This window comes from Ornithinimicrobium cerasi (genome assembly GCF_003702705.1).
Lineage (GTDB): Bacteria > Actinomycetota > Actinomycetes > Actinomycetales > Dermatophilaceae > Ornithinicoccus > Ornithinicoccus cerasi.
On record NZ_QZMN01000003.1, the window covers coordinates 63,322 to 81,847 of the forward strand.

General features: G+C 73.2%; 17 protein-coding genes. 9 read left to right on the forward strand and 8 right to left on the reverse strand.

Annotated elements, in window-relative coordinates; genetic code table 11:
• Positions 1-33: 33 nt before the first annotated feature.
• Together ligD and D4B81_RS03930 are read right to left on the reverse strand one after the other, a co-directional pair.
• A complete protein-coding gene (gene ligD / locus D4B81_RS03925) occupies positions 34-888 on the reverse strand; it encodes a non-homologous end-joining DNA ligase (protein WP_122261194.1) in 855 nt (284 codons plus the stop codon).
• Entirely contained in the window at positions 885-1,868 is a 984-nt protein-coding gene (locus D4B81_RS03930) for an ATP-dependent DNA ligase (RefSeq protein ID WP_122261195.1), read from the reverse strand. The genes ligD and D4B81_RS03930 overlap by 4 nt, the downstream gene beginning before the upstream one ends.
• 18 nt (positions 1,869-1,886) lie before the next feature.
• Between D4B81_RS03930 and ku the strand changes: the two genes are divergently transcribed.
• Entirely contained in the window at positions 1,887-2,849 is a 963-nt protein-coding gene (gene ku / locus D4B81_RS03935; RefSeq protein WP_122261196.1) for a non-homologous end joining protein Ku, read from the forward strand.
• 43 nt (positions 2,850-2,892) lie between these two features.
• Here ku and D4B81_RS03940 read toward each other — a convergent pair whose 3' ends face one another.
• Positions 2,893-3,543, reverse strand: coding sequence for a hypothetical protein (locus tag D4B81_RS03940; RefSeq protein WP_122261197.1), 651 nt, complete (start codon positions 3,541-3,543; stop codon positions 2,893-2,895).
• Positions 3,544-3,768: 225 nt separating this feature from the next.
• Between D4B81_RS03940 and D4B81_RS03945 the strand changes: the two genes are divergently transcribed.
• Both D4B81_RS03945 and D4B81_RS03950 read left to right on the forward strand, forming a co-directional pair.
• Positions 3,769-6,327: an ATP-dependent Clp protease ATP-binding subunit gene (locus tag D4B81_RS03945; protein ID WP_122261198.1), complete on the forward strand. Its 2,559-nt coding sequence runs from the start codon at positions 3,769-3,771 to the stop codon at positions 6,325-6,327.
• A gap of 148 nt (positions 6,328-6,475) precedes the next feature.
• Positions 6,476-7,525: a lipid II:glycine glycyltransferase FemX gene (locus D4B81_RS03950; RefSeq protein WP_122261199.1), complete on the forward strand. Its 1,050-nt coding sequence runs from the start codon at positions 6,476-6,478 to the stop codon at positions 7,523-7,525.
• Positions 7,526-7,549: 24 nt separating this feature from the next.
• Here the strand turns inward: D4B81_RS03950 and D4B81_RS03955 are convergent, their stop codons facing one another.
• The gene (locus D4B81_RS03955) at positions 7,550-8,644 is read right to left on the reverse strand and encodes a lipid II:glycine glycyltransferase FemX (protein WP_122261415.1); all 1,095 of its coding nucleotides are present in this window, start codon (positions 8,642-8,644) and stop codon (positions 7,550-7,552) included.
• A gap of 34 nt (positions 8,645-8,678) precedes the next feature.
• On the opposite strand from D4B81_RS03955, the gene D4B81_RS03960 reads away from it, so the two are divergent.
• On the forward strand, positions 8,679-9,779 hold the full coding sequence (locus D4B81_RS03960; RefSeq protein ID WP_161964980.1) for a lipid II:glycine glycyltransferase FemX: 1,101 nt from the start codon (positions 8,679-8,681) through the stop codon (positions 9,777-9,779).
• 21 nt (positions 9,780-9,800) lie between these two features.
• On the opposite strand, the gene D4B81_RS03965 is transcribed toward D4B81_RS03960, so the two are convergent.
• The 4 genes from D4B81_RS03965 to D4B81_RS03980 all read right to left on the reverse strand — a co-directional run bounded on the left by D4B81_RS03965 (position 9,801) and on the right by D4B81_RS03980 (position 14,272).
• Positions 9,801-10,679 carry an HhH-GPD family protein gene (locus tag D4B81_RS03965; protein WP_122261201.1) on the reverse strand — a complete coding sequence of 293 codons (879 nt, stop codon included), beginning with the start codon at positions 10,677-10,679 and terminating at the stop codon, positions 9,801-9,803.
• Positions 10,679-11,809, reverse strand: coding sequence for a DNA integrity scanning diadenylate cyclase DisA (gene disA, locus D4B81_RS03970; protein WP_122261416.1), 1,131 nt, complete (start codon positions 11,807-11,809; stop codon positions 10,679-10,681). Before disA ends, D4B81_RS03965 begins: the two co-directional genes overlap by 1 nt.
• A 102-nt stretch (positions 11,810-11,911) precedes the next feature.
• A complete protein-coding gene (radA, locus tag D4B81_RS03975) occupies positions 11,912-13,318 on the reverse strand; it encodes a DNA repair protein RadA (RefSeq protein ID WP_122261202.1) in 1,407 nt (468 codons plus the stop codon).
• Between the two features lie 111 nt (positions 13,319-13,429).
• On the reverse strand, positions 13,430-14,272 hold the full coding sequence (locus tag D4B81_RS03980; RefSeq protein ID WP_122261203.1) for a DUF3109 family protein: 843 nt from the start codon (positions 14,270-14,272) through the stop codon (positions 13,430-13,432).
• A 30-nt stretch (positions 14,273-14,302) separates the two neighbouring features.
• On the opposite strand from D4B81_RS03980, the gene D4B81_RS03985 reads away from it, so the two are divergent.
• The 5 genes from D4B81_RS03985 (at position 14,303) to D4B81_RS04005 (ending at position 18,496) form a co-directional block, all read left to right on the forward strand.
• Positions 14,303-15,244 carry a Ppx/GppA family phosphatase gene (locus D4B81_RS03985; RefSeq protein WP_122261204.1) on the forward strand — a complete coding sequence of 314 codons (942 nt, stop codon included), beginning with the start codon at positions 14,303-14,305 and terminating at the stop codon, positions 15,242-15,244.
• Complete coding sequence (locus D4B81_RS03990) at positions 15,241-16,062, forward strand: sugar phosphate isomerase/epimerase family protein (protein ID WP_122261205.1); 822 nt, start codon at positions 15,241-15,243, stop codon at positions 16,060-16,062. The genes D4B81_RS03985 and D4B81_RS03990 overlap by 4 nt, the downstream gene beginning before the upstream one ends.
• A gap of 46 nt (positions 16,063-16,108) precedes the next feature.
• On the forward strand, positions 16,109-17,074 hold the full coding sequence (locus D4B81_RS03995; protein WP_122261206.1) for a proline dehydrogenase family protein: 966 nt from the start codon (positions 16,109-16,111) through the stop codon (positions 17,072-17,074).
• Between the two features lie 13 nt (positions 17,075-17,087).
• A complete protein-coding gene (gene proC / locus D4B81_RS04000) occupies positions 17,088-17,891 on the forward strand; it encodes a pyrroline-5-carboxylate reductase (RefSeq protein ID WP_122261207.1) in 804 nt (267 codons plus the stop codon).
• Between the two features lie 65 nt (positions 17,892-17,956).
• Positions 17,957-18,496, forward strand: a complete 540-nt coding sequence (locus tag D4B81_RS04005; protein WP_097188547.1) for a GNAT family N-acetyltransferase — start codon at positions 17,957-17,959, stop codon at positions 18,494-18,496.
• Positions 18,497-18,526: the final 30 nt, after the last annotated feature.

Below are 18,526 nucleotides of genomic sequence, written 5' to 3' on the forward strand. Positions count from 1 at the left end.
GCACGACAGCCGGGCACACCCGTGCCGGCGGGGTCACACCTCCCCGATCGTCACCTGCACCAGCTCCGCCTCCCCCGCGGCCGCGGCCCCGACCTCCTCCCACGTCCGGGGCAGCGCCACCTGGGGCCGGGTGCGGCCGCGCAGCGACCAGGGGCAGATCGTCGTCTTCGCGCCGTTGTTCTGGCTCCAGTCCAGGAACACCTTGCCGGGCCGCAGCGCCTTCGTCATCCGCGCGGTCACCAGCCCGGGGTGCTCCGTCTCGAGCTGCTCGGCCAGCGCCCTGGCGACCGTGCTCACCTCGTCCGAGGTCCGCGTCCCCTCGAGCTCGCCGTAGAGCTGCATCCCCTTCGAGCCGCTGGTCACCGGACGGGTGGGCAGGCCGACGGCCTCGAGCCGCTCGCGCACCATCAGCGCGACGACGGCGCACTCGTGCAGCCCCGCGCCGGGTCCCGGGTCGAGGTCGACGACCATCCGGTCGGGAGGGAGCGGGGTGCCGTCCCCGCCGACGCGCCACTGCGGCACGTGCAGCTCCAGGCTGCCCAGGTTGACGAGGTAGACCAGCGCCGCGAGGTCCGTCACCAGGGGGAAGGTGAGCGTGTCGCGGCCGCGCGAGGAGCCGGGCGTCGGCACCGTCACCCGCGGCAGCCAGTCCGGTGCGCCCGGGGGCAGGTTCTTCTCGAAGAAGTGGTCCTTCTCGACGCCCTCCGGCCACCGGATCCTCGTCACCGGTCGGTCCGCCAGCTCGGGCAGGATCTGGTCCGCGTGGGTGACGTAGTAGGTCAGGACCTCGCCCTTGGTCGTCCCCGTCGCCGGGTAGAGGACCTTGTCCAGGTTGCTCACGTGCAGCGTGCGGCCCGCGACGCTCACGGCGGTGCGGCTGCTGGTCACGACAGCTCCAGGAGGTCCAGCGGCGTGAGGTCGCCCCGCACTCCCTGGTAGCTCGGCTGCCGCAGGCGCCCCTCGCCGGGCGTGATGCCGAGGGAGGCGACGTCGATGACGACGCGCGGCTCGAGCCAGGTGGACCCGGCCGCCTCGGGCCGCGGGATGTCCGCGGTGAACGGGTATGCCGCGCGCGGCACCTCGGCCAGCACCGCCGCCAGGGCCTCGCCCGCCCGTCCGGCCAGGCCGCTGCCCACCCGGCCCACGTAGGTCAGCCGGAACCGGCCCGCGTCGTCGCGCAACGGCATACCCTCCTCGTCGGTGCCGGGGAGGCCGACGTGCACGGCCCCGAGCCGGCTCGCGGTGCCCGTCTGCGGGCGCCACCCCCCGACCACGACGCTCATCGTGTCGCGGTGGGGGAACTTGAGCCAGTCGGAGGAGCGCACCCCCTCGGCGTAGGCGGAGCTCCTCCGCTTGCTGACCACGCCCTCGAGGCCCTGCTCGGCGGTCGCGGCCAGCAGCTGGGCGCCGTCGTCGAAGACCGGCGAGACCTGGGTACGAGGCACCTCCCGCAGCAGGTCCTCCAGGGCGGCGCGGCGCGCGGACCAGGGCAGGGTGGTGAGCGGCATACCGTCGAGGCGGAGCAGGTCGAAAGCGACGTAGGTGGCTGGCGCGGTGCGCGCGAGGTGGGCGGCCGCGGCCGCGGAGGCGGTGTGCACCCGCTCGACCACCCGGCCGAAGGAGGGCCGCCCACCGACCATGGTGACGGCCTCCCCGTCGAGCAGGAGATCGTCGGCGACCGCGCCGAGCCCGGCGAGCTCGGGGAAGGCCGCGGCGATGTCGCGTCCGCCGCGGGTGAGCAGCCGGAGCCTCCCGTCGCCGACGTCCGCCAGCAGCCGGATCCCGTCCCACTTGATCTCGTGCGCCCACGCCGGACCGCGCGGCGGACCGGTCCGAGGATCGCCGGGGGTGGCGAGCATGGGGCGCATGGGTCCATCCTGATAGGCGTGAGAGCGATCTGGAAGGGCGCCGTCAGCTTCGGCCTCGTCAACGTGCCCGTGCGGCTGTACTCCGCGACCGAGAACCACGACCTGAGCTTCCACCAGGTCAGACGCAGCGACGGGAGCCGCATCAAGTACAAGCGCGTCGCCCAGGCGGACGGGGAGGAGGTTCCCTACAAGGAGATCGCCAAGGCCTACGAGACCGAGGACGGCAAGACGGTCATCCTCACCGACGAGGACATGGCCTCGCTCCCGAGCCGGTCCAGCAAGGAGATCGCCGTCGAGAGCTTCGTGCCGATCGACCAGATCGACCCGATCCTCTACGACAAGGCCTACTACATCGAGCCGGACGCGATGGGCGCGAAGGCGTACGGGCTGCTCCGCGAGGCGCTGCGCGAGTCGGAGCGGGTGGCGGTGGTCACCGTGTCGCTGCGCAGCCGGATGACGATGGCGGTGCTGCGCGTCGTGGAGGGCGTCATCGTCCTGCAGACCCTGCTGTGGCCCGACGAGGTCCGCGACTCCGCGCGCCTGGACCACCTGGACGACGTCAGCGAGCCGAAGAAGGCCGAGATCGCGATGGCCCGGATGCTCGTCGAGTCGATGGCCGGGGACTTCGAACCCGCCGGGCACGTCGACGACTTCAAGGAGGCCGTCGAGGCGCTGGTGCGGCAGAAGATCGAGGGCGGTGACGTCACCGAGAGCCCGGACCGCGAGGAGGAGGCCGACTCCGGCGAGGTCGTGGACCTGCTCGCGGCGCTGCAGCGCTCGGTCGACCGCGCGAAGAAGGGACGGGGCGAGGCGGCGGCGCCGTCCCAGGACGACGCGGACGAGCCGGAGGAGCCGGAGGAGAAGCCGGCCCCGAAGCGGACGGCGGCGAGGAAGACCGCGGCCAAGACGGCGCCGGCACGCAAGACCGCGACCAAGCGCACGTCCGCGACGAAGAAGGCGGCCGAGAAGAAGGCCGGCTGAGCGGGGCGCGGCCGGGGCGGGTGCCCCGCTCGCCGGGCCGGCCTCAGGGAGCCGTGGTGGCCGACCCGCCGTCCATGTCCGCGATCGCCTGGGACGGGGTGCAGCCCACGGCCTGGTCAAGGTTGCGGGCCGCCGTGGTCAGCGCCGAGCGCAGGTCCTCGGTCGTCTCGTCGTCGACCACCCCGAGGGCCTCGCCGACCAGCGAGTAGGGCACCTGCTGGCTGCGGTTCTCCGCGCCGGGTTCGGTGCAGCTGGTGAGGCCGGTGACCAGGCCGGGGGAGATGAAGGACAGGCCGAGGTAGTCGGGTCCGGGCTCGACGCCGTCGGCCGCCTCGGCGCGCTGCCGCGCCTGCTCCCGCGCCTCCTCGCCGAGGAGGATCGAGAGCCGGATCACAGGCTCCTGCTCGCCGGCCCCGCCGGTCAGCACCTCGCAGACCCAGCTGTCCTCGTCGTCCTGGACGATCCGCTCGCGCGGGGTCACCGCGGTGCCGCCGGCCGCCGCCGCGGTCGCCGAGGGGCTGACGTACTGGCACAGCCACCCGTTGACCCCGGCACCACCCTCCAGCCCGTCGTCGCTCGTCACGGCCGCGTCCTGCGTCGCCGACGGGGTCCCGGTCGCCGGGTCCTCGGAGGTGCAGGAGGCGAGGGTGAGGGCCAGGGCGGCCGTGAGCGGGAGGAGGAGGGGCGCGCGCATGGGCGCACATGCTAGGCGGTGCCGCTGGGCGCCGGCCCCGGGGAGAGGCGCACGATTTCGCCTGGGGCGAACACGGCATACCTGCGGAACACGATCGGCGGACGGACGCGTTGAGGCAGGCAGACGCAACGTAGAGTGGAAGCACGCCCGCGACGGGTGGTTGGCCCACCGACCGCGTGCCACGACCGGCTGCACCGTCAGCTGCGACAGTAGGGAGTGTGAGGCATGTTCGAACGGTTCACCGACCGCGCCAGGCGGGTGGTGGTGCTCGCGCAGGAGGAGGCGCGACTGCTCAACCACAACTACATCGGGACCGAGCACCTGCTGCTGGGTCTGATCCACGAGGGTGAGGGCGTCGCCGCCAAGGCGCTCGAGTCCCTCGGCATCTCCCTCGACGCCGTGCGCCAGCAGGTGCAGGAGATCATCGGCCAGGGTCAGCAGAGCCCGACCGGGCACATCCCCTTCACGCCCCGGGCCAAGAAGGTGCTCGAGCTCTCGCTCCGCGAGGGCCTTCAGCTGGGGCACAACTACATCGGGACCGAGCACCTGCTGCTCGGCCTGATCCGCGAGGGCGAGGGCGTCGCCGCCCAGGTGCTCGTCAAGCTCGGCGCCGACCTCAACCGCGTCCGCCAGCAGGTCATCCAGCTCCTCTCCGGCTACCAGGGCAAGGAGACCGCCGCCGCCGGCGTCGGCCCCTCCGGGGGCGCCGAGGGCCAGCAGGCCGGCTCGCTCGTGCTCGACCAGTTCGGCCGCAACCTGACGCAGGCCGCGCGCGAGGGCAAGCTCGACCCGGTCATCGGGCGCACCGCCGAGATCGAGCGGGTCATGCAGATCCTGTCCCGCCGCACCAAGAACAACCCGGTGCTGATCGGCGAGCCCGGCGTCGGCAAGACCGCCGTCGTCGAGGGCCTGGCCCAGGACATCGTCCGCGGCGAGGTTCCCGAGACGCTCAAGGACAAGCAGCTGTACACCCTCGACCTCGGCGCGCTCGTGGCCGGCAGCCGCTACCGCGGCGACTTCGAGGAGCGGCTGAAGAAGGTCCTCAAGGAGATCCGCACCCGCGGCGACATCATCCTGTTCATCGACGAGATCCACACCCTCGTCGGGGCCGGTGCCGCGGAGGGGGCCATCGACGCGGCGAGCATCCTCAAGCCGATGCTGGCCCGTGGCGAGCTGCAGACGATCGGCGCGACGACGCTCGACGAGTACCGCAAGCACATCGAGAAGGACGCCGCGCTGGAGCGCCGCTTCCAGCCGATCCAGGTGGCCGAGCCCACGCTCAAGCACGCCATCGAGATCCTCAAGGGTCTGCGCGACCGCTACGAGGCGCACCACCGGGTCTCGATCACCGACGGGGCGCTCGTCGCCGCGGCGAGCATGGCCGACCGCTACATCAACGACCGCTTCCTCCCGGACAAGGCGATCGACCTCATCGACGAGGCGGGCGCGCGGCTGCGCATCCGCCGGATGACGGCCCCGCCGGACCTGCGCGAGTTCGACGACAAGATCGCCCACGCCAAGAGGGAGAAGGAGTCCGCGATCGACGCGCAGGACTTCGAGAAGGCGGCCCGGCTGCGCGACGAGGAGCACAAGCTCACCCAGGCGCGCGCCGAGCGGGAGAAGGAGTGGAAGAACGGTGACCTCGACGTCGTCTCCGAGGTCGACGAGGAGCTGATCGCCGAGGTCCTCGCCGCAGCCACCGGCATCCCGGTCTTCAAGCTCACCGAGGAGGAGTCGAGCCGGCTGCTCCACATGGAGGACGAGCTGCACAAGCGGATCATCGGCATGAACGACGCCATCAAGGCGTTGTCGCAGGCCATCCGCCGCACCCGTGCCGGCCTGAAGGACCCGCGCCGCCCCGGTGGCTCGTTCATCTTCGCCGGGCCCACCGGTGTCGGCAAGACCGAGCTCGCCAAGGCGCTCGCGGAGTTCCTCTTCGGCGACGAGGACGCTCTCATCACGCTGGACATGTCCGAGTACTCCGAGAAGCACACCGTCTCGCGGATGTTCGGCTCGCCCCCCGGGTACGTCGGCTACGAGGAGGGCGGCCAGCTCACCGAGAAGGTGCGCCGCAAGCCGTTCTCCGTCGTGCTCTTCGACGAGGTGGAGAAGGCGCACCCGGACATCTTCAACAGCCTGCTGCAGATCCTGGAGGACGGTCGGCTGACCGACAGCCAGGGCCGGGTGGTCGACTTCAAGAACACCGTCATCATCATGACGACCAACCTCGGCACCCGCGACATCGCCAAGGGCGTCTCGCTCGGCTTCTCGGCCGGACCGGACACCCAGAGCAGCTACGACCGGATGAAGAACAAGGTCATCGACGAGCTCAAGCAGCACTTCCGGCCCGAGTTCCTCAACCGCGTCGACGACACGATCGTCTTCCCGCAGCTGACGCAGGCCGAGATCGTCCAGATCGTGGACCTCATGGTCGCCCGCCTCGACGAGCGTCTCAAGGACAAGGACATGGCGATCGAGCTGACCTCGGCCGCCAAGGACCTCCTGGCCAAGCGCGGCTACGACCCCGTCCTGGGCGCCCGGCCGCTGCGCCGTGCGATCCAGCGCGAGATCGAGGACCAGCTGTCCGAGAAGATCCTCTTCGGCGAGATCGGCCCCGGCCAGATCGTCGTCGTGGACGTCGAGGACACCAAGGGCGACGGCCGCACCGGCGACCTGGTCTTCACCTTCGCCGGGTCGGACAAGCCGATCGAGGTGCCGGACACCCTGCCGGTCGAGGCAGCCGCCGCGGCGTCCGGCGAGGAGCCCGGCTCGCAGGCCGGCTGAGCGCCGACGGCGGAGACAACGAGCACGGCCCGGACGGGGCGCACCGCGAACGCGGGGCGCCCCGTCCGCGCGTGCGGACGGGGCCGGACCGTCCCGGGCGCGACCCGCCTGGTCCGCGGCCACCCGGGTCGCGGCTAGGGTGGCCGCCATGACGCTGCGCGACGCCGACCCCGACGAGCTGGCCCGCTGGGACGACCTGGTGTGGGCCGCCCCCGGCGGGGTCGACCTCATGCAGCTCGCGCCCTACGCCGAGGTCAAGTCGGCCTCCTGGGGCCACCGTCAGATGGTGCACGAGCTCGCCGGGTTCCCCGACCTGCCGGTCCTCTACCTCGTCAAGAAGGTGCCCCCCTTCGGGCAGCTCTGGTACGCGCCGATGGGTCCGCGCGTCACCGACCCCGACCACCTGCGGGCGGTCTGCGAGGACCTGCGGTCCTCCGGCGCGTTCGCGGTGATCATGGAGCCCGCCATCCCCGCGGAGGGCCCGCAGACGCGCCAGGAGCTGCTGGCCACCACGCCGGGGCTCGAGGACTTCATCTACCTCCAGCAGGGCAACCACACCGTCTTCATCGACCTCACCCCCGGCGAGGAGGAGCTGCTCGCCTCCTTCCGGCAGCGAGCGCGCCGCTCCATCCGCAAGGCCGGGGACGCCGTCGTCGAGCACCGCACCGACGACGACGCCATCGAGGCGTTCTGGACGCTCTACGCGCCGACCGTCGAGCGGGCCGGCCTCCCGCTGCGGCCCAAGGACTACTACCTCAAGGCATGGCGGCTCTACCGCGACCTGGGGCAGGGGCACGTCATCCTGGCGTCCTCCTCGGAGGAGGTCGCCGACCCGGAGGCGGGCGCCTACATCTGGCAGCACCGCGACCACGGCTACTACCGCGACGGGGGGTCGGTGCGGACGCCGGCGGCCAACGGGCTGCAGTACCGCGTCCAGTGGGAGGCGATGCGCTGGTGCAAGGAGCGCGGCGCCACCACCTACGACCTCTTCGGTATGCCGCCGAGCTGGCTCCTGGAGGACACCACGCACCAGCTGCACGGGCTCGTGCAGTTCAAGACCGCGTTCGGGGCCGAGGTCAGCGACACCGTGGGGACCGTGCGCCTGGTGCTGGACCCGCGGCGCACGGCGGCCTGGGACCAGCTGGGCCTGCGCGTCTACAGCCGGCTCACGCGGGGGAGGAACCCGCTCTTCTACTGACCGACGCCACGTGCTCAGAAGTCCTCAGAAGAAGGCGTCGCCCGGCTCCCGACGCTGAACGCGGGTGACGACGCGCTGCCCGATCCGCCGCCACACGGCATACCTGCGGGGACGCAGCACGATGTCCCAGGCCCCGACCCAGTCGGTGACCTCCTTGCTGAACCCGCGCTTGAAGATCCCCAGCCCGTGGCGCAGGTCGTCCTTGTCGTCGAGCCGGGTCGAGTGCGGGGTGCCGACGAGGTCGTAGGTGCGGGCGCCGCGCTCGATCGCCCACCGCATCCCCTCGTACTGGAGGAGCTGGCTGGCGCCCGGCACCGGGCGCTCGCGCAGGCTGGCGCCCTCCTTGTAGGCCGCGACCTCGCCGATCACGGTGACCAGCGCCCACGCGACCATCTCTCCGTCGACGCGCGCCACGACCGGCTGCGCGACCCCGCCACGCACCATCGTGCGCCACGACTCCACGAAGTAGTCCCTGCCCCGGACCCCGAGGCCCTGGTCGCGCACCACGGCCTGCCAGATCGTCCACATCTGCTCGTAGGTCTCCTCGCTGTCGGGTGCGCGCTCGACCACGACACCGTCGCGCAGCGCCCGGCGCACCATGTTGCGGGTCTTGGAGGGGTATGCCGCGAGCAACTCCTCCTCCGACCCCGGCAGGGCGAAGATCACCGTGGAGGAGTGCGGCTGGACGGGGTCGGTGCGGACCAGACCCATCGTCTCCAGCGCGGCCAGCGCCTCGGGCGTCTCGCGGATCTCGGGCTCGATGCGCACGAACAGGACGCCCTCCTCGCGGGCCGCCTCACGCAGCTGGTCGACGAGCGGGCGCAGGGCCTCGACGTCGTCCACGCACGGACCCTTGGGCAGGTACCAGACCGTCCCGAAGCCCGGCGCCCGCTTGCTGTGGATCGTCATCGCGACACCCTCGGCGCCCTCGGCGCCCTCGGCGCCGTCGGCGCCCCCGCCCACCCGGCCCGCGGACACGGCATACCTGGGTGTCCACCGCGCCATCCGCTTGACCTGGCCCAGCGCGTGACTCTGGTAGACGTTCCCCCCGTTCGGGGTCGCCGCGATGCGGGCGTCCCACTCGGCCGCGGACGGGGAGCTGAGGAACGTCAGGGGCATGGGCGCCACCTTAGTGCCGGGTAGCGTAGGGGCCGTGCCTGTCCTCGACCTGACCGACGCCGCCGCCGTCGACCGCTACTCCACGTTCGTGCAGTCCCACCCGCACCGGGCGCTGACCCAGGACCTCCGCTGGGGGATCGTCAAGGACGACTGGGGCCAGGAGGCGGTCTACGTCGAGGAGGACGGCGAGATCGTCGCCGCGATGACCGTGCTGGTGCGACGCCTCCCGGGCGGCTTCTCGGTGCTCTACGCGCCCCGCGGGCCGCTGGTCGACTGGGACGACAGGGCGATGGTGCTGCGGGTGCTGGCCGAGGCGGACCCGCTCGTGCGCAGGTACCGCGCGATCATGCTGCGGATCGACCCGGAGGTGCGCTTCGACGCCGGGCTGGACTCCTGGCTGCGCGCCCAGCAGGGGTGGGTGGTCAAGAACGTCGGGGCGGGCAAGGACGATCTCGTCCAGCCGCGCTACACCATGGTCGTCCACCTCCGGGGCGAGGACGGGCAGCCGCTCGACGAGGAGGCGCTGCTGAAGAAGTACGACGGCGGCGCCCGCAACCGGGTGCGCAGCGGGAAGAAGAAGGGGCTCTACAGCGTCTCGGGGGAGAGCGACGAGGACCTGCGCACCTTCCACGAGATCTACAGCTACATGGCGCGGCGCAACGAGATCACCGCCCGTGAGCTGCCCTACTTCCACCGCCTGCGCGAGGCGTTCGGCCCGCGGATGCGCGTCCAGCACGTGCGGCACGAGGAGGACACCCTCGCCTCGTCGGTCACCGTCGACTACTACGGCAAGCTCTACTACCTCTACGCCGGCTCCAACGACGTGAAGCGCAACCTCGGCCCCAACCAGGTGATGAACCACGACCTCATGGTGTGGGGCCTGGAGAACGGCGCCGAGTCCTACGACATGGGCGGCGTCTTCGCCCTGGACAGCTCCGACGGCCTGTACGTCTTCAAGCGGGCCTTCTGCAAGGCGGACGGCGTCACCGAGCTCATCGGCGAGGTCGACATCGTCCACAACCGGGCGATGTATGCCGTGCTGGCCCGGCTCCTCCCGCGCGTCCAGCGCGGTCGCCGGGCCGTCGCGGCCGGCGTCTCGCAGGCGCGCAAGCGACTCCGGGACCGGCGCGGCTGAGGCAGGACGGGCGGGGTGGTCTCAGGCCGGCAGCCGGTAGCGGTCGCCCGCGAGCGGTTCCACCAGCCCGTCGGCGACGAGCGCGTCGAGGCACCGGTCGCGCTGGCCCTCGTCCGGCCACACCGCCCGCAGGCGGGCGCCGTCGACCGGCCCGTCCGCGTCGCGGAGCAGCTGGACCATGCGACCGCGGCACTGCCGGTCCGTGCCCTCCCACGCCTGTCCCCGGCGTGGGGGTCCCTGGTGGGCGGGCGACCCGGCCAGCCGCCAGGCGCACCGGTCGGCGACCGGGCAGGCCGGGCAGCGGGGCGCGCGCGCGGTGCACACCAGCGCGCCGAGCTCCATGACCGCGACGTTCCAGGTCGCGGCCTCGGCGTCGTCCTCGGGGAGCAACGAGGTGGCGAGGTCCACCTCGGCACGGGTGAGCGAGGGTGCGGGCAGGGCGGTCCCGGTGACGGCGCGGGCGTGCACCCGTCGCACGTTGGTGTCGACGACCGTCGCGCGTGCGCCGAAGGCGAAGGCCGCCACCGCCGCCGCCGTGTACTCACCGATGCCGGGCAGGGTGCGCAGCGTCGCCTCGTCCTCGGGCACCCGGCCGCCGTGGAGGTCGCGGATCGCGACGGCGGCCGCGTGCAGCCGCAGCGCCCGTCGGGGGTAGCCGAGGCGTCCCCACTCCCGCACGGCCTCCCCGGGTGACGCGTCGGCCAGGCGGGAAGGGGTGGGCCACAACGTCATCCACCGCTCCCAGACCGGGAGCACCCGGACGACCGGGGTCTGCTGGAGCATGACCTCGGAGACCAGCACCTCCCACGGCGAGCGCTGCGGGCGGCGCCAGGGGAGGTCGCGCCGGCTGGCGGCATACCACTCCAGGACGGGGGTGTGCAGCAGCTCGGGTGCGGGCACTAGGAGTAGCGCTCCAGGATCGAGGCCTCGGCGAGGCGGGAGAGCCCCTCGCGCACGGCCCGCGCCCGGGCCTCGCCGACCCCGTCGACCTCCATCAGGTCGTCCAGCCCCGCGGAGAGGAGGGCCTGGAAGCTGCCGAAGTGGTCGACGAGACGGTCGACGATCGCTCCCGGGAGGCGGGGGATGCGGTGCAGGAGCCGGTAGCCGGAGGGGCTGAGGCTGTGGTGGTCCATGCCGTCGCCGATGATCGTGATGCCCATGCACCGCGCCACCGCCGGGAGGTCGAGGAGCTCGGCGCTGTCCAGGTCCGCGAGGGCCTCCAGCACCGCGGCGGGGTCGTAGGAGCTGTCGCCGTCCGAGGCGTAGTCACGGATGACCAGCTCGCGGTCGCGACCGATGCCGCCGGTCAGCTCCTCCAGCTGGAGACCGACGAGGCGGCCGTCGACGCCGAGCTCGACGACGTACTGCTCGATCTCGGCGCTGATGCGTCGCACCATCTCCAGGCGCTGGAGCACCGAGGCGACCTCGCGGATGGTGACGAGGTCCTCGATCTCGAGGGCCGACAGGTTGTTGGTGACCTCGTCGAGGCGGGCGCGGTAGCGCTCGAGCGTCTGCAACGCCTGGTTGGCCTGGGCCAGGATCTGGGCCCGGGCCTCGAGGACGTGCCGCAGGCCCCCGACGTAGAGCGCGACGATGGACATCGACTGGCTCACCGAGATGACCGGCATGCGCGTCTGCTTGGCGACCCGCTCGGCGGTCCGGTGCCGGGTGCCGCTCTCGCGCGTCTCGATGGAGGGGTCGGGGACCAGCTGGGTGGCGGCGCGCAGGATGTGGGTCCCCTCGCGGTTCAGGATGATGGCGCCGTCCATCTTGGCCAGCTCGCGCAGCCGGGTGGCCGAGAAGTCGACGTCGAGCTGGAAGCCGCCGCTGCTGATCGACTCGACCGTCCGGTCGCTGCCGAGCACGATGAGCGCGCCGGTGCCCCCGCGCAGGATGCGCTCGAGCCCGTCCCGCAGGTCGGTCCCGGGCGCGACCGCGGCGAGCGTGGCACGCAGGATGTCCTCGTCGGTGCGCTCTGCCACGGTGTCCTCGCCCTCCTGGTCCGTGGACGCCGGGCGCAGGGGTCCCATCCACTCCTGCGCGCCGCGTCCCTGCACGGATAGTAGGTGCACAGGACGTTCACCACGTCATGGGCGCTCGACTCTTTACAGCATCGTGACCTGCGGAGCCGCTCAGTCGGCGAGCAGGGCCTCCGGCCGCGCGCCCGCCCGGGCGGCGGTGAGGACCAGCGCCACCGCGTCCGCGAGGGTCGCGACCTCGTGGACGCGCATGCCGGCCGGGGGGGCACCCTCGGTGAGCGACCCGGCCGGGACCACCGCCTCGGTGAAACCGATCCGCGCCGCCTCGGTGAGCCGCCGCGGCAGCCCGGTGACCGGTCGGAGGTCGCCGGCGAGACCGACCTCGCCGAGGGCGACGGTGCCCGTCGGGAGGGGGAGGTCGAGCAGCGCCGAGGTCAGCGCGAGGGCCAGGCCGAGGTCGGCGGCGGGCTCGCCGAGCCGGACGCCGCCCACCGTCGCGGCGTAGCAGTCGTGCCTGCTCAGGGGGACGCCGGCCCGCTGTCCGAGGACCGCGAGCACCATGGCCAGCCGGGACGGGTCGAGACCGCTCGTCGTGCGCCGGGGCGAGCCCGCGGCGGCCTCGCTGACCAGCGCCTGCAGCTCCGCGACGAGCGGGCGCCGCCCCTCCAGCGTGACGGTGACGCAGGTGCCCGGCACCGGACGGTCGCGGCTGGTGAGGAACAGGCCGCTGGGGTCGGGCAGGCCGACGATCCCCGCGTCGCCGAGGTCGAAGCAGCCGACCTCGTCGGTCGGACCGAACCGGTTCTTGACCGCGCGCACGAGACGCAGCCGTGAGTGGCGCTCGCCCTCGAACTGGACGACGACGTCGACCAGGTGCTCCAGGACGCGAGGCCCGGCGATCGAGCCGTCCTTGGTGACGTGCCCGATGAGCACGGCGGCGGTGCCCCGGCGCTTCGCGGACTGGATGAGGGCGGAGGCCACCTCTCGGACCTGGCCGACGTTGCCCGGAGCGCCGTCCACGTCCGCCGAGGCGATCGTCTGGACGCTGTCGACGATCACCAGCGCCGGGTCGACCAGCTCGATCTGCCCGAGCACGGTGGCGAGGTCGGTCTCCGCCGCGAGGAAGAGGGTGTCGGCGACGGCGCCGATCCGCTCGGCCCGCAGCTTGACCTGCGCCGCCGACTCCTCGCCGGAGACGTAGAGGACCGAGGACCCCGCCCGCGCCGCCCGCGCCGCCACGTCGAGCGCCAGGGTCGACTTGCCGATCCCCGGCTCCCCCGCCATCAGCACGACGGCACCGGGCACGATCCCGCCGCCGAGCACCCGGTCGAACTCCCCGACGCCCGTCGGTCGTGCCCGCGCCGTCTGGGCGTCGACGTCGGCGATCGGCACCGCGGGACGCGCCGGCTGCACGGCGGTCGTCCGCGCGGCCGCGGGGGCACCCGCCTCCGCGACGGTGCCCCACGCCTGGCACTCCCCGCACCGGCCGACCCACTTCACCGCGGTCCAGCCGCACTCGCCGCACCGGTAGGTCGGCCTGTTCGCTGCTCTGCTCGCCACGTGCCCGAGAGTATGCCGCGCCACCGACACTCCCGCGGTCGGCGCGGTGGGCAACCCCACCCGCCCGTGAGGGGCCGTCGCACGTGCGGCGGTGGCGCGCGGCGGCCGCGCTCAGCCGGCGGTCGTGCGGCGACCGGCCGTGGCCGGGTGGACCAGGAGCGGCAGCAGCTCCCGCCCAGCGGGTCCGACCGGCACCGCGCCGCCCGCGGCACCAGCCGGGCCGGCCCGGGCGGCGGCGAGCGCGTCCGCGGCGGCGAGGTGGTCGGCGCAGAGGCGGGCGAGCACGGCATACGCCTGTGCCCCGACCAGCGCGACGAGCTCGGCGCGCAGGGAGACGTAGACGGGGTCCGCCCCGGTGTGAGCGGCGGGCTCGTTGGTGCAGTACCAGTCGAGGTCGTGCCCGCCGGGGCCCCAGGCGCGGCGGTCGTACTCGGTGAGCGTGACCTCCAGGTAGGACGTGCCGTCGGGCTGGTCGACCTCGCGGTAGGCGCGGCGCACGGGCAGCTGCCAGCAGACGTCGGGCTTCGTCGTCAGCGGCGCCACCCCGTCGGCGACGGCCCGCTGGTGCAGCGCGCAGCCCGGCCCGGCCGGGAATCCCGGACGGTTGAGCAGGATGCACGCCCCGTCGAGGACCCGGGTGGCCACCCCGCCGTCCTCGTCGTCCACCGTCCACCCCTCCGCGAGCCCGGGGTCTCGCAGCTCCCACTCGTCAGGACCCAGCGTCGCGACCACGGCCGAGACCCGGGCGAGGTCGTCGGCGTCGGTGAGGTGCGCGCCCAGGGTGCAGCACCCGGCGTCCGGCTCGTCCGCGTCGATCCCGGGGCAGCCGTCGAGGAAGAGGCAGCGCCACCGCGAGGTCAGCCAGGTGAGGTCGACCCGCAGCCGCTGACCGGGCTCGGCGGGGTCCGTGAACTCCGCCCAGGCGCGGGCGGCGTCGAGCGGGGTCGCAGCCACGGCGCCAGCGTAGGTGGGATACTGGCGGATATGCGCCTGGGTGTCATCGACGTCGGTTCCAACACGGTGCACCTCCTCGTCGTCGACGCCTACCACCCGGGTGCGCACCCCATGCCCGACTACTCCCACAGCACCGTCCTGCGCCTCGCCGAGCAGCTCACCCCGGCCGGCGACATCTCGCCCCGGGGCGCCGACCGGCTCTCCCGCGTCATCACCTCCTGCGTGGAGGTGGCCGAGGAGAGGGGGGTCAGTCAGCTCATGGGCTTCGCCACCAGCGCCATCCGCGAGGCCGGCAACACCGAGGCGGTCCTCAGCCAGGTGAAGGAGGCCTCCGGCGTCGACCTGGAGGTCCTCGACGGGGACGACGAGGCCCGCGTGACCTTCCTCGCCGCCCGCCGCTGGTTCGGGTGGTCGGCCGGGCGGCTGCTGCTCATGGACGTCGGGGGCGGCTCGCTGGAGCTGGCCGCCGGCCTCGACGAGCTGCCGGACGTGGCCGTCTCGCTGCCGCTGGGGGCCGGCCGGCTGACCCGTGAGCTGGACGGCGACCCGCCGGGCAGCCGGGGGGTCAAGGAGCTGCGCAAGCGGGTACGGGCGGAGATCGCGACCGTGCAGCCGCGCCTGGCCCGGGGTGGCGAGCGCGACCTCGCCGTCGGCACGAGCAAGACGATCCGCTCCCTGGCCCGGGCCTGCGGGGCCGCCCCGCGCGCCGAGGGCCCCTACGTGCGCCGCACGCTCACCCACGCCGACCTCAGCGCCCTCGTCCAGCGGCTCGCGACGATGCCCGCGGCCGAGCGGGCCGCGCTCCCCGGTGTCTCGGCGGGCCGCGCACCCCAGCTCCTCGCCGGCGCGGTCGTCGTCGAGGCCGCCATGGACCTCTTCGGGGTCGGGTCGCTCGCGGTCTGCCCGTGGGCGCTCCGCGAGGGCCTCATCCTCCGCTTCCTCGACGCCATGACAGGGCGGGACCAGCCATGACCTCCGCGCACATCCCCGTCCACCTCTCCTCCTCCTCCGTCTACCCCGAGAACGCCGCGTACGCCTTCGACCTGGCGCAGCGGCTCGGTTACGACGGCGTGGAGATCATGGTGTGGACGGACCCGGTCACCCAGGAGGCCGGGGCGCTGCGCGCGCTCGCGGACCTGCACGAGATCACGATCGGCGCCATCCACGCGCCCACCCTGCTCCTCGCGCAGCGGCTCTGGGGCTGGGAGCCCTGGGGCAAGATCGAGCGGGCGCTCGACCTCGCGGGCGAGGTGGGGGCGCAGTGCGTGGTCGTGCACCCGCCGTTCCGGTGGCAGCGGGGGTATGCCGAGGGTTTCGTCGAGGGGGTGGCGGACCGGCAGGCGCGCTGGGGCATCGACATCGCCGTCGAGAACATGTTCCCCTGGCGCTCCGGCGTGAACGCCATGCAGGCCTACCTCCCGGGCCCGGACCCCCGCGACTTCCCCTACGGGGCTGTCACGCTCGACATCTCGCACGCCGCGACCGCGGGGATGGACCCGGTGCAGATGGCCCAGGATCTCGGCGAGCGCGTGCGTCACCTCCACCTCGGTGACTCCTTCGGCTCCTTCAAGGACGAGCACCTGGTGCCCGGGCGCGGGTCGCAGCGGTGCGACGAGGTGCTGCGGCACTACGCCGACCACGCCTTCAGCGGGATCGTCAGCGTCGAGGTGGGCACCCGGCGGATGAGGACCCCCGCCCGGGAGCTGGCGCTCGCCGAGTCGCTCGCCTTCGCGCGCACGCACCTGGGCCAGCACGATCTTCCGGGCGCGACGCTCGAGCCCACCCGCTGACCGCCGCCGCCCGGGCGCGCGCACCCCAGGACGTAGCCTGTTCCCCATGGACCTCGCCGACCTCACCCCCGCCCTGCTCCTGCGGCAGACGATCCTGGGCCTGAGCCGCAACGACCAGCTGCGCGACGCCATCGAGCGGGCCCCGATCAGCCGCGACGTGGTCCACCGTTTCGTCGGCGGGGTCAGCGCCCAGGACGTCCTGCGGGTCGCCTCGGAGCTCGTCGACACCCACCGCTCGGCGACCATCGACTACCTCGGGGAGGACACGGTGGACCCGGCGATGGCGACCTCCACCCGGGACGCCTACGTCGAGCTGCTCCGGGTCCTCTCCGAGGCCGGCCTCACCCACGACGGCACGGTCGAGGTCAGCCTCAAGCTCAGCGCCCTCGGGCAGGCCCTGGGCCGCGACGGCAACACCATCGCGCTCGAGAACGCCCGGGTCATCTGCCAGGCCGCCGCCAACGCCGGCACCACGGTGACCCTGGACATGGAGGACCACACCACCACCGACAAGACGCTGTGGGTGCTCCACGAGCTGCGCCAGGACTGGCCCTGGGTGGGCGCGGTCCTGCAGAGCTACCTCTACCGGACCGAGCAGGACTGCCGGGACCTCGCGGGTGCGGGGTCGCGGGTGCGCCTGTGCAAGGGCACCTACAAGGAGCCCGAGAGCGTGGCGTTCCAGAGCAAGGCGGACGTCGACCTCTCCTACGTGCGCTGTCTGAAGATCCTGCTGGAGGGGGAGGGCTACCCGATGGTCGCCACCCACGACCCGCGCCTGGTGGAGATCACGAGCGTGCTGGCCGAGAAGGCGCGGCGCGACCCCGACACCTTCGAGTTCCAGATGCTCCTCGGCATCCGTCCCGAGGAGCAGCTGCGGCTGGCTGCCACCGGCGCCCGGATGCGCGTCTACGTCCCCTACGGCGACGAGTGGTACGGCTACCTCATGCGCCGCATGGCCGAGCGCCCGGCCAACCTCGGGTTCTTCCTCCGCGGCCTCGCGACCAAGGGCTGAGGTGGAGGAGGGTATGTCGATCGCCGTCCTGGGTGCAGGGGTGATGGGCAGCACGCTGCTGGCCGCCCTGGTCCGCTCCGGTCACGACCCGGGGGACCTCGTCGTGAGCGACAGGTCCTCCGGCCGGGCGGAGCAGGTCGCCGCCGAGCACGGGACGCGGGCCGCCGCGTCGACGGCGGCGGTCGAGACGGCCGACGTGGTGGTGCTCGCGGTCAAGCCGCAGGACATGGCGGCGCTGATCGAGGAGATCCACGACCACGTCCGCCCGCACGCGCTGGTCGTCTCCATCGCCGCCGCGATCAGCACCGACTACCTCGAGCGCAGGCTGCCCGAGGGCACCTCGGTGGTGCGGGCGATGCCCAACACCCCGGCCCTGGTGGACCAGGGCATGTCCGGCATGAGCGCCGGCCGGCACTGCACCCCCGAGCAGCTGGACCAGGCCCGCGCGCTGCTGGAGAGCGTGGGCCGGGTCATCGTGCTCGACGAGTCGCACCAGGACGCGGTCACCGCGATCAGCGGCAGCGGGCCCGCCTACATCTTCTACGTCGTCGAGGCGATGATCGAGGCCGGCGTGCTCCTGGGCCTGCCCCGGGACACCGCCACCGAGCTCGTCGTGCAGACCCTCTACGGCGCCGCGACGATGATCCGCGAGACCGGCACGCACCCCACGGTCCTGCGCGAGCAGGTGTCCAGTCCGGGTGGCACGAGCGTCGCGGCGCTGCGAGCCTTGGAGGACCACAAGGTGCGCGCGGCGTTCCTCACCGCGATGGAGGCGGCCGCGCGCAGGTCCCGGGAACTGTCGCCGCCGGCGGGCTGAGCCCGGTCCTCCCAGCGCGCCCGAGGGCTACGCAACACCTCTGAGGCGTGTGACAGAGTATGGCCATGAGCGAGATTCGTGTGCGCGTCCTCGACGAGGACGAGTGGCCCACCTACCGGGACGTCCGGCTCCGTGCGCTGCGCGAGTCTCCCGAAGCGTTCGTGGCGTCCGCCGAGGAGGAGGCATCCTTCGACGACGAGGTGTGGCGCTCCCGCATGGAACGCTCCCGCCGGCTCCTCGCCGAGGACGACGGGGAGGTCGTGGGCGTGGTCAGCGTGGGAACCGGGCACCGCACCAGCATCCCGGGGGCCGGTGAGCTCTTCGGGCTCTGGGTCGACCCGCCGCGCCGGGGCACGGGGGTGGCCCGCAAGCTCATGGAGGAGGCGGCCGCCGTCGGACGGGACGTCGGCCTGCGTCAGCTCGTCTACTGGGTGGGCACCGACAACGGTCGTGCGGTGGCGTTCGCCTCGAGCTTCGGCTTCCGGCCGACCGACGACCGCCGGCCGATGCGGATCCACGGGGTGGACGAGGACGGCGCGGAGTCCGAGGAGCTGATGATGGTCTACCCGCTCGGCGACCACGGGGGCGTCCCGACCTCCCTCTGAGCGACGTCGGAGGGCCGGGCGGCCGCTCCG